This window comes from Streptomyces sp. NPDC054757 (assembly GCF_053612185.1).
In genome coordinates this window covers 85,865-99,994 of record NZ_JBSHBW010000023.1, presented here as the reverse complement: position 1 = coordinate 99,994, position 14,130 = coordinate 85,865, and the positions used below count along the sequence as shown (strand labels likewise).

10 protein-coding genes are annotated in these 14,130 nt (G+C 72.0%); 7 read left to right on the top strand and 3 right to left on the bottom strand.

Annotated elements, in window-relative coordinates; all coding sequences use genetic code 11:
- Positions 1-43 precede the first annotated feature (43 nt).
- Positions 44-637 (bottom strand): TetR/AcrR family transcriptional regulator, encoded by a 594-nt coding sequence (locus ACWGKJ_RS25135; RefSeq protein ID WP_385021909.1) that lies wholly within the window; start codon positions 635-637, stop codon positions 44-46.
- A gap of 128 nt (positions 638-765) precedes the next feature.
- On the opposite strand from ACWGKJ_RS25135, the gene ACWGKJ_RS25130 reads away from it, so the two are divergent.
- The 3 genes from ACWGKJ_RS25130 to ACWGKJ_RS25120 all read left to right on the top strand — a co-directional run bounded on the left by ACWGKJ_RS25130 (position 766) and on the right by ACWGKJ_RS25120 (position 5,324).
- Positions 766-1,878 carry an FAD-dependent oxidoreductase gene (locus ACWGKJ_RS25130; RefSeq protein WP_385021906.1) on the top strand — a complete coding sequence of 371 codons (1,113 nt, stop codon included), beginning with the start codon at positions 766-768 and terminating at the stop codon, positions 1,876-1,878.
- A gap of 279 nt (positions 1,879-2,157) precedes the next feature.
- Positions 2,158-3,105, top strand: coding sequence for an oxygenase MpaB family protein (locus ACWGKJ_RS25125; protein ID WP_385021903.1), 948 nt, complete (start codon positions 2,158-2,160; stop codon positions 3,103-3,105).
- Positions 3,087-5,324 carry a serine/threonine-protein kinase gene (locus ACWGKJ_RS25120; RefSeq protein ID WP_385021900.1) on the top strand — a complete coding sequence of 746 codons (2,238 nt, stop codon included), beginning with the start codon at positions 3,087-3,089 and terminating at the stop codon, positions 5,322-5,324. The genes ACWGKJ_RS25125 and ACWGKJ_RS25120 overlap by 19 nt, the downstream gene beginning before the upstream one ends.
- Positions 5,325-5,410: 86 nt before the next feature.
- On the opposite strand, the gene ACWGKJ_RS25115 is transcribed toward ACWGKJ_RS25120, so the two are convergent.
- Positions 5,411-6,133, bottom strand: coding sequence for a DUF4232 domain-containing protein (locus ACWGKJ_RS25115; protein ID WP_385021897.1), 723 nt, complete (start codon positions 6,131-6,133; stop codon positions 5,411-5,413).
- A 175-nt stretch (positions 6,134-6,308) separates the two neighbouring features.
- Complete coding sequence (locus ACWGKJ_RS25110; protein WP_385021894.1) at positions 6,309-8,168, bottom strand: serine hydrolase; 1,860 nt, start codon at positions 8,166-8,168, stop codon at positions 6,309-6,311.
- A 171-nt stretch (positions 8,169-8,339) separates the two neighbouring features.
- Here ACWGKJ_RS25110 and ACWGKJ_RS25105 point away from each other — a divergent pair, with 171 nt between their 5' ends.
- The 4 genes from ACWGKJ_RS25105 to ACWGKJ_RS25090 all read left to right on the top strand — a co-directional run bounded on the left by ACWGKJ_RS25105 (position 8,340) and on the right by ACWGKJ_RS25090 (position 14,087).
- On the top strand, positions 8,340-9,446 hold the full coding sequence (locus ACWGKJ_RS25105; protein WP_385021891.1) for an NAD(P)H-dependent flavin oxidoreductase: 1,107 nt from the start codon (positions 8,340-8,342) through the stop codon (positions 9,444-9,446).
- Positions 9,446-11,008 carry an acyl-CoA synthetase gene (locus tag ACWGKJ_RS25100; protein WP_385021888.1) on the top strand — a complete coding sequence of 521 codons (1,563 nt, stop codon included), beginning with the start codon at positions 9,446-9,448 and terminating at the stop codon, positions 11,006-11,008. Before ACWGKJ_RS25105 ends, ACWGKJ_RS25100 begins: the two co-directional genes overlap by 1 nt.
- Positions 11,009-11,272: 264 nt before the next feature.
- Positions 11,273-12,370: a calcium:proton antiporter gene (locus tag ACWGKJ_RS25095; protein WP_385021885.1), complete on the top strand. Its 1,098-nt coding sequence runs from the start codon at positions 11,273-11,275 to the stop codon at positions 12,368-12,370.
- A 175-nt stretch (positions 12,371-12,545) separates the two neighbouring features.
- A complete protein-coding gene (locus tag ACWGKJ_RS25090; protein WP_385021990.1) occupies positions 12,546-14,087 on the top strand; it encodes an acyl-CoA synthetase in 1,542 nt (513 codons plus the stop codon).
- The last annotated feature ends 43 nt before the right edge of the window (positions 14,088-14,130 follow it).

Here is a 14,130-nt window from a genome sequence, read left to right as displayed (position 1 = left end):
ACGTACGAGGCCTTCCCATCGTCGTGACTCTCCCGGGCCGGGGTCAGTCGCCCGGCTGGACGGCCGCCCAGCCGTGTTCGAGCAGCGCGAAGATCTCCTCGGCGGCTCGGCGCGGTTCGGCGTGCCCGAGGATGAGGCCGCGGGCCTCCAGGGCGAAACGGGCCAGGGCGGCGCAGCCGATGTCGTCATCGGGCGCACCCGCGGCCTCGGCGATGGCTCCCGCCAGGGCCGCTTCGTGGCGCGTCCACATGCGGTGGGCGTACTCCCGCAGCGCGGGGGTCTCCTGCAACAGGCGCGTGAAGTCGGCGAACCTGGGATCCGCGGCATGGAGGGCGAACCGGGTCTGGGCCAGCAGGAGGTGTTCGCGCAGCGCCTGGGGGACCGACTGGCCCTCGGGGCGCTCACGCACCGCGGCCACGAGTGCTTCCTCCAGGTCGTCGTCCTGATCGAAGACCAGGGCCTCCTTGCTGGAGAAGTGCTTGAACAGGGTGGTCACCGAGACATCGGCGCAGTCGGCGACGTCTTTGACGCCGACCTGGTCGTAGCCCCGCTCAAGGAAGAGTTCAAGGGCGGCGTCAGCCAGGGACTGGCGGGTCTGGGCCTTCTTGCGCTCGCGGCGCCCGGTCGGTTCGGTCACGCACACACCCTAGCCCCACGTGTATCCACTACGAAAGTGTAGTCATTGCACATATGTAGCGAGTGTGCTTTCTTGGTGATGCCTGCCGGGCCTCCCGGCGGCTCATCCACCTTCCGAGGGACGCTCCCATGAACTCCGCTCGTGACCCCCGTATCGCGATTGTCGGCGCCGGCCTCGGCGGCCTCGTCTGCGCCCGGGTCCTCCAGCGGCACGGCCGCTCTGTCACCGTCTTCGAACGAGAGGCGTCCGCCGACGCCCGACCACAGGGCGGCAGCCTCGACCTGCACGCAGGCACCGGCCAGGCCGCGCTGGATTCGGCGGGGCTCCTCGACCGGTTCCACGCTCTCGCCCGTCCCGAAGGGGAGGAGTGGCGCGTGCTCGACTTCGCCACCGCCGCGCTCCTGGCGCAGCAGGGTCCTTCCGCTGCCGGGGGAGGGCGGCCCGAGATCGACCGGGGCCAACTGCGCGGTCTGCTGCTCGACTCGATCGCCGAGGGCACGGTGCGGTGGGACCGCGACGTCAGCGGAGTCACCCCACAGGCGGACGGCACCTGCCGCCTGCTCTTCGGTGACGGCGCAACCGAGGACTTCGATCTGGTGGTCGGTGCCGACGGCGCCTGGTCCCGCGTCCGCCCTGCCCTGTCGCCCGCCGTACCGAGCTACACCGGGGTCACCTACGTCGAGACCGGGTTCGACGACGGCGAGACCCGCCACCCCGGACTCGCGCGGCTGGTCGGCAACGGATCGATGCTCGCCAAGGGGCCCGGCAGGACCCTGGTCGCCCAGCGCAACAGCAACGGCCACATCCGCGCCTACATCGCGCTCCGCGTGCCGCAGGACTGGCATGTGACCGCCCGTGTCGACCTCGGCGACCGGCGGGCCGTGCGGGCGGCACTGCTGGAGATGTTCGACGGATGGGACGAGAGCCTGCGCTACGTCCTGCGCGGCGGCGACAGCGGATTCGTCAACCGGTCGCTGTCCGTCCTGCCCGCCCCGCACACCTGGGCGCACATACCCGGCATGACGCTGCTCCGCGACGCCGCGCATCTGATGCCCCCGGTCGGTCTGGGCGCCAATCTCGCCATGCTCGACGGCTCCGACCTCGCCCACGCCCTCGTACGGGAGTCCCGTGTCGATGACGCCGTCCGCGCCTACGAGAGCATCATGCTGCCGCGCTCGGCCGAAGCCGCGACGGGCAGCGCACAGGGGCTCGACCGGCTCGTTCCCGCGACGGCCTCCTGAGCGACCGCCACTGCCGCCGCGACCGCCAACACTCCTCTCCACCGTCCCGCGCCGCCCGTCGCCTCATCCCTCACCGCGAGGCCGTGCGCGCCGCGGGGAGTGGTGCGCCGCGAACCCGGGCATGCCGTACGTGGGGGACATGTGACCCAGGAGGTCCGGGCCGGAAGCCGGTCCGGGAACGGAGGCGGCCGGCCGAGGGCGACCGGCCGACGGCACCCAAAACCGGGTGACCGGCGGCCGGCCGGGACAGCGAGCGGCCAGGCGGAGCGGAGTGACGGCATGAGCGAAGGACCGCGGACGGCAGGCGGACCCGACCCCGGCCTGTTCGGTCCCGGGTCGGTGACCTGGCAGGTGCACGCGGACCCGGTGATGTGGATCGCCGGGATCCGCGCCCTCTACCTCCAGGCGCTGCACCCCCGCGCGGTCCGCGGCGTCATCCAGAACTCGGACTTCCGCCAGGACGCCTGGGGCCGGCTGCTGCGCACCGCGAGCTTCGTCGGCACCCTCACCTACGGCACGACCGCCGCCGCCGAGCAGGCCGGCGCCCGGGTCCGGCGGATCCACGGCTTCCTCGGCGCCACCGACCCCGCGACCGGGGAGCGGTACGGCGTCGGGGAGCCCGCGCTGCTGCTCTGGGTGCACTGCGCCGAGATCGACTCGTATCTCACCGTCCTGCGCCGCTCCGGTGTCCCCGTCAGCGACGCACAGGCCGACCGCTACATCGACGAGAACCGGCAGAGCGCCCGGCTGGTCGGGCTCGACCCGGCGGAGGTGCCCGCGGACCGGGCCGGACTCGCCGCCTACTTCGAGTCCGTACGCCCCGAACTCGCCGCGACCCCGGAGTCCGGTGAGGTGGACGCGTTCCTGCGCAGGCCCCCCGTGCCCGCCGTTCTCACTCCGGCGCGCGAGGTGTTCTGGCGGCACGTGGCCGGGCTCGCGTACGCCGCACTGCCTCCGTACGCCCATGAGCTCTACGGGAGGCCGGCGCCGGGTCCTGAGACCGTGACCCGGCGGCTCACGGCCACCGGCAACGCCCTGCGCTGCATCCCGGACCGGCTGCGCTGGCAGCTGCCACCTGGCCATATTCTGAAGGCCATGGCGCGCCTGGGCCCCGGCAGCCGTCCGGCACCGTACAAACTCCGGACACCGGACGCCATACTGGACGGGCCGGGGACGGCGCAGCGACGCGACGGGGGCGACAGTACGAGATGGCGGACACCAGGCTGATCCACGGCCGGTACCGGCTGCTCGAACCGATCGGGCGCGGGGGCATGGGCGAGGTGTGGCGGGCGCGTGACGAGTCGCTGGGCCGCCATGTCGCCGTCAAATGCCTCAAGCCGCTGGGGCCCCAGCACGACCAGTCCTTCACCCGGGTGCTGCGCGAGCGCTTCCGCCGCGAGGCGCGGGTCGCGGCCTCGCTCCAGCACCGCGGGGTCACCGTCGTCCACGACTTCGGCGAGTACGAGGGTGTCCTGTACCTCGTCATGGAACTGCTCGACGGCCAGAACCTCAGTCAGCTCCTGGGCGCGAACGGGCAGCGGCCGCTGGCGGTCCCCGATGTCGTGGACATCGCCCGGCAGGTCGCGTCCGCCCTCGCCTACACCCATGAGCAGGGCATCGTCCACCGGGACCTGAAGCCCGCCAACATCATGCGGCTGACCGACGGCACCGTGAAGATCTGCGACTTCGGCATCGCACGGCTCGGCCACGACATCGGCTTCACCTCCCGGCTCACCGGCACCGGCATCGCCATGGGGACCCCGCACTACATGTCGCCCGAGCAGATCGGCGGCGGGGAGATCGACCACCGCAGCGATCTGTACTCGCTGGGCTGTGTGCTGTACGAAATCGCCACCGGGGCGCCGCCGTTCGACCTGGACGACGCGTGGGCGGTCCTCGTCGGCCACCGGGACACCGAGCCCGAGCCGCCGCGCAGCCACCGCCCGGAGCTGCCGGACTTCCTCGACCGGGCCGTCCTCGATCTGCTCGCCAAGACCCCCGAGGGGCGCCCGGCCGATGCCAGGGAGTTCGGTCTGCTGCTCGGCCCCGAGACGCCGTCGGCCGGGCTGACCGTGCCCGGTGTGCCGGGCCCCACCGTGCAACTGCCCCCGCCTCTGCCCCCGTTGCCGCCCTGGACCCGGTCCATGACGACCGGTCACAAGGCCACCGGTACCTGGACGGTCACCTCCACCCCGACCGACCGGGCGACAGCGCTCACCGGGGAGTGGACGACCGCCGGGCCGCCGCGCGACGCCGTGGCGGTCCCCGTGCTCTCCACCGGGCAGCGGCCCACACCCCCGCCCGACCTGGTGGCCGCGCTGACCGGGCGCCACAACGCGGGGCTCAGTCTGAGCAGGCTGGGCCGCTGGTCGGAGGCGGGCGAGGTGCACCGGGCCGTGGCGGCCGAGCGGGAGTACGTACTCGGCCCAGGCCATCCCGACACTCTGGCCAGCCGTTACGAAGTGGGCTTCACGCTGAGCCGCACCGGACGGGCGGCCGACGCGCTGCACGAGTTCACCCGGGTCGCAGAGGGCCGCGAGCGGGCCCTGGGCGCCGACCACCCGGACACTCTCGCCGCCCAGCAGGAGGCGGCGTACGTCCTGGGGCAGCTCGGACGGCACTTCGAAGCGCACCAGGTGTACGCGTCGGTGCTCGCGGCCCGGGAGCGTTCCGTCGGCCCCGACCACCCGGACACACTGCGCTGCCGGCACAACCTCGCCTTCAACCTGAGCAGGCTCGGGCGGCTGGAGGACTCGTACCGGATGGCGTGCGAGGTCGCGGACGCGCGGGCCGCCGTGCTGGGCGCCGCACACCCGGACACCCTGCTGACGCGGTACGAAGTCGCTTACACACTCGGGCAGTTGGGGCGCTGGCCGGAGGCGCTGGAGATCTACCGCGAGGTGGCGGCCGGCCGTGAACAGGCGCTGGGCGCCGACCACCCCGACACCCTCGGCACCCGTTACGAGGTGGCCATCAGCCTGGGCCGGCTGGGCCGCAGTGCGGAGGCGCTCGAACGGCTCGGCGCGCTCGTCGCCGACCGCACCCGGGCCCAGGGGCCGGCCGACCCGGAGACCCTGCGGGCCCGCCACGGCCTGGGGGTGAACCTCGGCCGCCTGGGCCGGTGGGATGAGGCGCTCACCGAGGCGCGCGAGGTCGGCGCCCTGCGGGAGGAGGCGCTGGGTGCCGACCACCCGGACACCCTGGCCAGCCGACGCGAGATCGCGGTCGGCCTCGGCTGGCTCGGGCGCTGGGCGGACGCCCTCACCGTCTACCGGGCGGTCGCGGAGGCCCGCGAGCGGGTGCTCGGCATCGACCACCCCGATGCGCTGGCCAGCCGCAACGACGAGGCCCACTGCCTGGAGCAGCTGGGCCGCGGCGACGAGGCCGCCGAGTTGTACCGCCAGGTCGCCGAGCGTCGCCGGCAGCGGAGCGCGCCGGGGCTGTGAGCCGCCGCGTGCGTACCGGCCGGGGTGGGGAAGCCGGGGCCCTGTCCGGCTCGGGAAGGTCCCGGCGACCGCAGAGGAGCCGGGTGTCAGGACCCGATCGGGTTGACGTATGTCGCCGGGTGGGTGGCGCCGTCCTGCTTGGTGACGGCCCCACCGAACGGCCACTTCAGCGAGAACTGCGTCCTCTCGTCGGGCGGAGTGATCCGCACCAGACTGGGCACGAAGGCGCCCGCCCCCTTCTCCGTGGTCGCGCCGAGCGTGATGCTGAAGTCGGTGGTTTCCCCCGGCGCGAGGGAGATGGTGGTGACCGGCTTCGAGGAACGCTCCAGTGACCAGGTGCTCGGGGAGCCCTGATCGCGGATCAGGTCGACGCCGGGAAAACCCGACAGGGTGCAGGTGGCCTTGCCGGTGTTGGTGAACGCCACCGACGCCTGGGTCTGTTCGTCGCCCTGCATGTCCGGTACGGCGTCGCCGCCCGTGGCGAAGGCCGCCTTCAGACCGGCGGTGTGGCAGCGGGACGAAGCGGAGCCACCGGCTGCCGTGCCCTTCCCGTCGGTGGTGGAGGAGCCGTTCGCCGTCTTCGTACCGCCGTCGGCGCCCGAACCGTTGGACGTCGAGCTGTCCGAGCTGCCGGCGGCCGCGCCCTTGCCGGAGGTGGCGCCGTCGGACGAGGAGGCCGCAGAGGAGTCCGCGGAGGAGGAGCCCTTCTCGTCCGACGAGGAGGAACAGGCCGCTGCGCCGAGGCTGAGGGCGGTGACCGCCAGAAGCGCGGCCATCCGGCGGGGGAGTCGGTTCAGCTGTGTGGTCATGAGTGTGGAGCCCCTGGCATCGTGGATAAGGATCTACGTCCGTTTACCACGCTCCGGCCTTCCGTGCGGTTGCACGGAGAGGGGAATCGCCGAGATGTGACTGGGATCTCCGGGGCCGGGCGGACCACGGCCGACCGTGCGCCGGGCCCTTCCTGGCGGCCCGTCACCGGCCGGGTCAGTCCGCGGAACGCACCCAGCCGGACGCCTCGATCCGGGCCGCGTCGGCCGCCCTGGTCTCGTCGAAGACCGTACGGCGGCCGTCCCCGACCGCGATGCCGGTGACGTACGCCCCGCGGCCCACGTACAGCTGATCGGTCGTACAGCGCCAGCGCAGCCGGACCTCCCTGCCGTGCCAGGGCGTCAGATCCGCGTCCAGCCGGTGCCAGACACGTCCTGACCAGCCGTCCACCGAGCCCGTCGGGTGGGTCTCCGGACCCTGCCCTTCGGCGGTGGTGGAGAAGGGCACCGGCTGCCAGGTCGTCCCGGCGTCCGCGGATACTTCCAGGAGGAGGAAGTCGGCGTGCGGCTCGGTGTCCCACCACAACGAGGCGCTGAGACGGGCCCGTTCGGGCACCGGATTGAGGGCGGGCAGGGTCAGGGTGGCCGTCGCCGAGCTCGCCATACCGGAGAACCAGGCCGTACGTCCGTGCGCGGGCCGCACCGGCACCGCCCGCGCCAGACTGTCGCCCGCGCGGACCCGGGGCGCGCTTCCCGTGCGCCAGTCGCGCACCGGGTGGACCGAGTTGCCCAGCATGATCAGAAAGGTGTCGGTGGACGGGTCGAGCACCAGGCTGGTCCCGGTGAAGCCGGTGTGGCCCGCGGTGTGCGGGGTGGCCATCGCGCCCATGTACCAGTGCTGGTAGAGCTCGAACCCGAGTCCGTGATTGTCCCCGGGGAACGCGGTGTTGAAGTCCGTGAAGAGCAGGTCGACGGAGTCGGGACGCAGGATGCGGGCCCGTCCGTACGCGCCGCCGTTCAGCAGGGTGCGGGCCAGGACGGCCAGGTCCCAGGCGCAGGAGAAGACTCCGGCGTGACCGGCGACGCCGCCGAAACTGTAGGCATTCTCGTCGTGCACCTCGCCCCAGACCAGCCCGCGGTCCAGGCCCGACCAGGGCGGCCTGGCGTCCTCGGTGGCCGCGATCTCCGGTTTCCGGTCGGCTGGCGGGTTGTAGCAGGTGCGGTCCATCCCGAGCGGAGCGGTGATCCCCTCATGGGCCAGTACGTCGAGCGGGCGGCCGGTGATCTTCTCCAGGACCAGCTGGAGCGAGATGAGGTTGAGGTCCGAGTAGAGATAGGCGGTGCCGGGAGTGCTGATGGGTGCTTCGTTCCACAGCATCCGCAGTCTCCCTTCCCGCGTCGGCTCCTTGTACAGCGCCAGCGTCGCGCGGAACCCCGAGGTATGGGTGAGGAGTTGGCGTACGGTCACCTCGGACTTGCCGGCCGCTCCGAACTCGGGGAGGTAGGAGGCGACTTTCGCCGTCAGCCGCAGCGTGCCCCGTTCGATCTGCTGCACCGCGACGAGGGACGTGAAGAGTTTGGAGAGGGACGCCAGGTCGTAGAGGGTGTCCCGGTCCGCGGCGATCTGCTGGTCCGGCGGGAACTCCACACCGGTGTCGGACTTTTCGTCGTACGCCGAGTAGCGCACCGCCTGCCCGATCGGCTCGTGCAGGGCCACCGTGCCGCCGCGTCCGGCGAGCAGGACGGCACCCGCGTACCAGGGGTGGGTGGGCGAGGGATCGAGGAACGTCCGTGCGTCGCGGACCAGTTGGCCCAGGGGGCCGGGGAGCAGCCCGGCCTGCTCGGCGGTGCCGTGCCGGAGGGTCGTACGACGGGAGCCGGAAGCCGGGCCGGTTCCGCGCCCGGGTGCCGGGGCGCCCGAATCCCTGCCCCGCCCCGGGCCGCGGTGCGCGGCCGGTCCCGCCGCGGCCGCGGGGCCCAGGGGGAGGGAGGCCAGGGCGAAGGCCCCGCCGAGAGCCAGCATTCCGCCGCCCAGTCGGCGCCTGCTGATGTGTCCGCCCGCAGCGTTGCCGCTCATCCCCGCGCTCCTTGAAAGTATCTTTCGACCCCTTGGACAATTGCGGAAACTTTCTGCCATCGGTGCGGGGGTGTCAACCCTCGCACCGCGTGTCTCCAGCGCTCCAAAGAATCTGACACAGCATCAGAAAATCTCTTCCCTCGGATGCTCCGCTGGGGCATCCTGCGCCCCATGGAGACGGAGCTGAGCAAGAAACTCGGGATCGAGCACGCAATCTTCGGCTTCACGCCCTTTCCCGCCGTGGCCGCCGCCATCACCCGGGCCGGCGGATTCGGGGTACTCGGAGCGGTCCGCTACACCGCCCCCGACGAACTGGCGCGTGATCTCGACTGGATGCAGGAGCACACCGGCGGACTGCCGTACGGGCTCGATGTCGTCATGCCCGCGAAGAAGGTCGAGGGGGTGACGGAGGCCGAGGTCGAGGCAATGATCCCGGAGGGGCACCGCCGGTTCGTCGAGGAGACCCTCGCCAAACACGGGGTGCCCGAGTACCCCGAGGGCGAAGCCTCCGGCTGGCGGATCACCGGCTGGATGGAACAGGTCGCCCGCAACCAGCTCGATGTCGCCTTCGACTATCCGATCAGACTGCTCGCCAACGCCCTCGGCTCGCCCCCCGCGGACGTCATCGAACGCGCCCACCGCCACGATGTGCTGGTCGCGGCGCTGGCCGGCAGCGCCAAGCACGCCAGGCGCCACGCCGAGGCGGGCATCGACATCGTCGTCGCCCAGGGGTACGAGGCCGGCGGCCACACCGGGGACATCGCGTCCATGGTGCTCACGCCCGACGTGGTCGACGCGGTCTCCCCGCTGCCGGTGCTGGCCGCCGGGGGGATCGGCAGCGGCGAGCAGATCGCCGCCGGTATCGCGCTCGGCGCCCAGGGCGTCTGGCTCGGCTCGCTCTGGCTCACCACCACCGAGGCCGAGATGCATTCCCGCGCGCTCACCCACAAGCTCATCGAAGCGGAGTCGGGCGACACCGTGCGTTCCCGTGCGCTCACCGGCAAGCCCGCGCGTCAGCTCCGTACCGAATGGACCGACGCCTGGGACGACCCCGCGGGACCCGGCACGCTTCCCATGCCGCTCCAGGGCCTGCTCGTCGCCGACGCGGTCTCCCGGATCCAGAAGTATGAGGTCGCCCCGCTGCTCGGCACCCCGGTCGGCCAGATCGTCGGCCGGATGAACTCCGAACGCGGTGTGCAGGAGGTCTTCGACGAGCTGACCCGCGGCTTCGAGCGGGCCGTCGACCGCATCAACCGCATCGCAGGACGGAGTCACTGATGGCAGCCACGGAGAGCGGAACCCCCAACGGCTTCTGGGCCCAGGCCACCGCCGACCCCGGCCGTACGGTCCTGATCGCGCCGGACGGCGAGGAGTGGACAGCGGGACGGCTGCACACCGCCGTCAACCAGCTGGTGCACGGACTGCGCGCCGCGGGGCTGAAGCGCGGTGACGCCTTCGCGGTCGTTCTGCCGAACGGCGTCGAGTTCCTCACCGCCTATCTCGCCGCATCGCAGGCGGGCCTCTATCTGGTCCCGGTCAACCACCACTTCGTCGGGCCGGAGATCGCCTGGATCGTCTCCGACTCCGGTGCCAAGGTCCTCATCGCCCACGAACGCTTCGCCGAAGCGGCCACGGCGGCAGCCGACGAGGCAGGACTCCCCGCCACCCACCGGTACGCGGTCGGCGACATACCGGGCTTCCGCCCCTACGCCGAACTCCCCGGCGGGCAGCCCGGTTCCGTACCCGTGGACCGCACCCTCGGCTGGGTGATGAACTACACCTCGGGCACCACCGGCAGGCCCCGCGGCATCCGCCGCCCGCTGCCCGGCAAACCGCCGGAGGAGACCTACCTCGGCGGGTTCCTCGCCATCTTCGGGATCAAGCCCTTCGACGGCAACGTCCACCTCGTCTGCTCGCCGCTCTACCACACCGCGGTGCTCCAGTTCGCCGGCGCGGCCCTGCACATCGGCCACCCCCTGGTGCTGATGGACAAGTGGACGCCCGAGGAGATGCTGCGCCGCATCGACGCGCACAAGTGCACCCACACCCATATGGTCCCCACCCAGTTCCACCGCCTCCTCGCCCTGCCCGACGAGGTGAAGGAGCGGTACGACGTGACGTCCATGCGCCATGCCATCCACGGCGCCGCGCCCTGCCCCGACCACGTCAAGCGGGCGATGATCGAGTGGTGGGGCCGCTGCGTCGAGGAGTACTACGCGGCCAGTGAGGGCGGCGGCGCCTTCGCCACGGCCGATGACTGGCTGAAGAAGCCGGGCACCGTCGGCCGTGCCTGGCCCATCAGCGAACTCGCCATCCACGACGACGACGGCAACCGGCTGCCCCCCGGCGAACTCGGCACCGTCTACATGAAGATGGCCACCGGCGGTTTCAGCTACCACAAGGACGAGGCCAAGACGGCGAAGAACCGCATCGGGGACTTCTTCACCGTCGGCGACCTCGGCCTGCTCGACGAGGACGGTTACCTCTTCCTCCGGGACCGCAAGATCGACATGATCATTTCGGGCGGGGTCAACATCTACCCGGCCGAGATCGAGTCCGCGCTGCTCAGCCACCCGGCGGTCGCCGACGCCGCGGCCTTCGGCATCCCGCACGCGGAGTGGGGCGAGGCGGTCAAGGCCGTCATCGAACCGTCCGACGGCGCTGTGCCCGGCGACGCGCTCGCCGCCGAGATCCTGGCCCACTGCGAGTCCCGGCTCGCCGGATACAAACGCCCCAGGAGCGTCGACTTCATCGAGACGATGCCCCGCGACCCCAACGGCAAGCTCTACAAGCGGCGGCTGCGCGAACCGTACTGGGAGGGCCACGAGCGCGCCCTCTGACCCGGCCGCCCGGGATCCACGGCGAATCCATAGCGGGATGCGCGGCGCGGTCCGTAGCGTGATCCACGGCGGGGACCGTGGCGGGATGCGCGGCAGGGGCTCGCCACGGGGTGCACAGCTACGGTGCGGTGCGGTGCGGTGTGCGACGGTGGCCACGGCGTGGGCCGCCGGCGTGTCCGCGGCCACCGTACGGTCCACGCGGCAGGTACCCGTCCCGGACGCACTCACCGGGCAGCCACTGATCATCTCTGTCAGCGTGGGCCCATGAGAGCGCCGAGCCGGGCCCTGGCGGCACAGTGGACCACCGCGGTCCCCCTGATCGCCGTGGTGGCCCTGATTCTCAGCTGGGGCCGCCATCTGCCGGTGTTCGCCGTGGTTCTGGTGGCGCTCTGCCTGGCCGGAGCGGTGCTGGCCGCCGTGCACCACGCCGAGGTGATCGCCCACCGGGTGGGGGAGCCCTTCGGCTCGCTGGTGCTTGCGGTCGCCGTCACCGTCATCGAGGTGGCGCTCATCGTCACCCTGATGGCCGACGGAGGCTCCAAGTACTCCTCACTGGCCCGGGACACCGTCTTCGCCGCCGTGATGATCACCTGCAACGGCATCGTGGGGCTCTCCCTGCTGGTCGGTGCGGTACGCCGTGGGGTCGCCGTCTTCAACGCCGAGGGGTCGGGCACCGCCCTGTCCGCGGTGGCGGCGCTGTCGACCCTCACCCTGGTCCTGCCGAGGTTCACCAAGAAGCCGGGGCCGGAGTTCAGCGGACCGCAGCTGGCCTTCGCCGCCATCGCCTCACTCTGTCTCTACGGCCTCTTCGTCGCTGTCCAGACGGTGCGTCACCGGGACTACTTCCTGCCCGTGACCCAGGAGGGCGAAATCCAGGACGAGGAGGGCCACGCCCCGCCACCCCGCCGCCGGGCCGCCCTGCTGAGCCTCGGACTCCTGCTGGTCGCACTGATCGCCGTGGTGGGCAACGCCAAGGCCATCTCACCGACCCTGGAGTCCGGCGTGGAGGCGGCGGGGCTGCCGCACGCGGTCGTCGGGGTGGTGATCGCGCTGCTCGTGCTGCTGCCCGAGACGCTCGCCGCGGTACGGGCGGCGCGCCGCGACCGGGTCCAGACCAGCCTCAACCTGGGGCTGGGCTCGGCCATGGCGAGCATCGGCCTCACCATCCCGGCCATCGCCCTGGCCTCCGTCTGGCTCACCGGCCCACTCCTGCTCGGGCTCGGAGCCACCCATATGGTGCTGCTCGCGCTGACCCTGGTGGTCGGCGCCCTGACCATCGTCCCCGGCCGGGCGACTCTGATGCAGGGCGGTATCCATCTGGCGATCTTCGCCGCCTTCGTCTTCCTGGCCGTCAGCCCCTGAGCCGGGCGCCGCCACCGGGGCGTACGGCCGGCCGGGGCTCGCCGGGCAGCCGCTCCATCCCCCGGTTCCCCCGTACGCCTCCCTTGACCCGACCACCGCCGAACCGCAGGATCACGCCATGACACAAGCCCCGGGCGAACCGCAGGACCAGGCCAGGACGCAGCAGGACCACGTCATGACACGGGACCAGCCCACGCCGGGCGCACGCGCCGGTACGGTCGACGCCGTCCTGCGCCGCAGCGCACGCCGGGTGCCGGTACGCACCGCGGTCCGGTACGGGGAGCGGGCATGGAGCTATGCCGCCCTCGATGAAGCGGTCAGTACGGCCGCCGCCGTACTGACCGGGCGCGGACTGCGGACCGGCGACCGGGTGGCGTCCTACGGGCACAACTCGGACGTCTACCTCATCGGCTTCCTGGCCTGCGCACGGGCCGGGCTGATCCACGTCCCGGTGAACCAGAACCTCACCGGTGACGAACTGGCGTACATCCTCGGCCAGTCGGGCAGTGCGCTGGTGCTCGCGGACCCGGGCCTCGCCGACGCGGTCCCCGACGGGTTCCCGGTGCTCCCGCTGCGCGGGGACGACGGCTCGCTGCTGGCCGCACTCGGCACCCCGCTTCCCTTCACCCCCGAGCGCCCGCCCGGCTCCGACGACCTGGTGCAGCTGCTGTACACCTCGGGCACCACGGCGCTCGCCAAGGGCGCGATGATGACGCACCGGGCGCTCGTCCATGAGTACGTCAGCGCCATCACGGCCCTCGGCCTCCGGGAGACGGACCGGCCGCTGCACTCGCTGCCGCTGTACCACTCGGCCCAGCTGCATGTCTTTCTGCTGCCGTATCTGGCGGTGGGCGCCGAGAACACCATCCTGGACACACCCGACGCCTCCGAGGTGTTCCGGCTGGTCGAGGCGGGTCTGGCGGACACCCTTTTCGCGCCGCCCACCGTATGGATCGGCTTCGCCCGCCACCCCGGCTTCGCGACCCGCGATCTGAGCGGACTCCGTAAGGCCTTCTACGGTGCGTCGATCATGCCGGTGCCCGTGCTGGAGCGGCTCCGCGAACGGCTGCCCGGACTTGCCTTCTACAACTGTTTCGGGCAGAGCGAGATCGGCCCGCTCGCCATGGTCCTCGGGCCGGACGAGCACGAGGGACGGATGGACTCCTGCGGCAGGCCCGTCCTCTTCGTGGAGGCCGCGGTGATCGACGAGAACGGCAACGAGGTCCCCGACGGTACGGCCGGCGAAGTCGTCTACCGCTCACCGCAGTTGTGCGAAGGCTACTGGGGCAAGCCGGAGGAGACCGCGGAAGCCTTCCGCGACGGCTGGTTCCACTCCGGCGACCTCGCCGTGCGGGACGCCGAGGGGTACTTCACCGTGGTCGACCGCGTGAAGGACGTCATCAACTCCGGCGGTGTGCTGGTCGCCTCACGCCAGGTCGAGGACGCGCTCTACACCCACCCCCGGGTCGCCGAGGCGGCGGTCGTCGGGCTGCCCGACGACCGCTGGATCGAGGCGGTCACGGCCGTCGTCGTGGTGTCCGACGAGGCGTCGGGCGCGGTCACCGAGGCCGAACTGCTCGCCCACGCACGGGAGTCCCTTCCGCACTTCAAGGCCCCCAAACGGGTCCTGTTCGTGGACGCACTGCCGCGCAACGCAAGCGGGAAGATCCTCAAGCGCGAGCTGCGGGACCGCTTCGCGGATCCACAGTCCGCCTGAGCCTGCCTACAGGGGTGTGCCGCCGCCGGACACCGCGTCCGGC

Bases quoted from the DNA above. Each gene is read 5' to 3' on its own strand.
- ACWGKJ_RS25130 (WP_385021906.1), top strand. From the start codon at position 766: ATGAACTCCGCTCGTGACCCCCGTATCGCGATTGTCGGCGCCGGCCTC.
- ACWGKJ_RS25125 (WP_385021903.1), top strand. From the start codon at position 2,158: ATGAGCGAAGGACCGCGGACGGCAGGCGGACCCGACCCCGGCCTGTTC.
- ACWGKJ_RS25120 (WP_385021900.1), top strand. From the start codon at position 3,087: ATGGCGGACACCAGGCTGATCCACGGCCGGTACCGGCTGCTCGAACCG.
- ACWGKJ_RS25115 (WP_385021897.1), bottom strand. From the start codon at position 6,133: ATGACCACACAGCTGAACCGACTCCCCCGCCGGATGGCCGCGCTTCTG.
- ACWGKJ_RS25110 (WP_385021894.1), bottom strand. From the start codon at position 8,168: ATGAGCGGCAACGCTGCGGGCGGACACATCAGCAGGCGCCGACTGGGC.
- ACWGKJ_RS25105 (WP_385021891.1), top strand. From the start codon at position 8,340: ATGGAGACGGAGCTGAGCAAGAAACTCGGGATCGAGCACGCAATCTTC.
- ACWGKJ_RS25100 (WP_385021888.1), top strand. From the start codon at position 9,446: ATGGCAGCCACGGAGAGCGGAACCCCCAACGGCTTCTGGGCCCAGGCC.
- ACWGKJ_RS25095 (WP_385021885.1), top strand. From the start codon at position 11,273: ATGAGAGCGCCGAGCCGGGCCCTGGCGGCACAGTGGACCACCGCGGTC.
- ACWGKJ_RS25090 (WP_385021990.1), top strand. From the start codon at position 12,546: ATGACACGGGACCAGCCCACGCCGGGCGCACGCGCCGGTACGGTCGAC.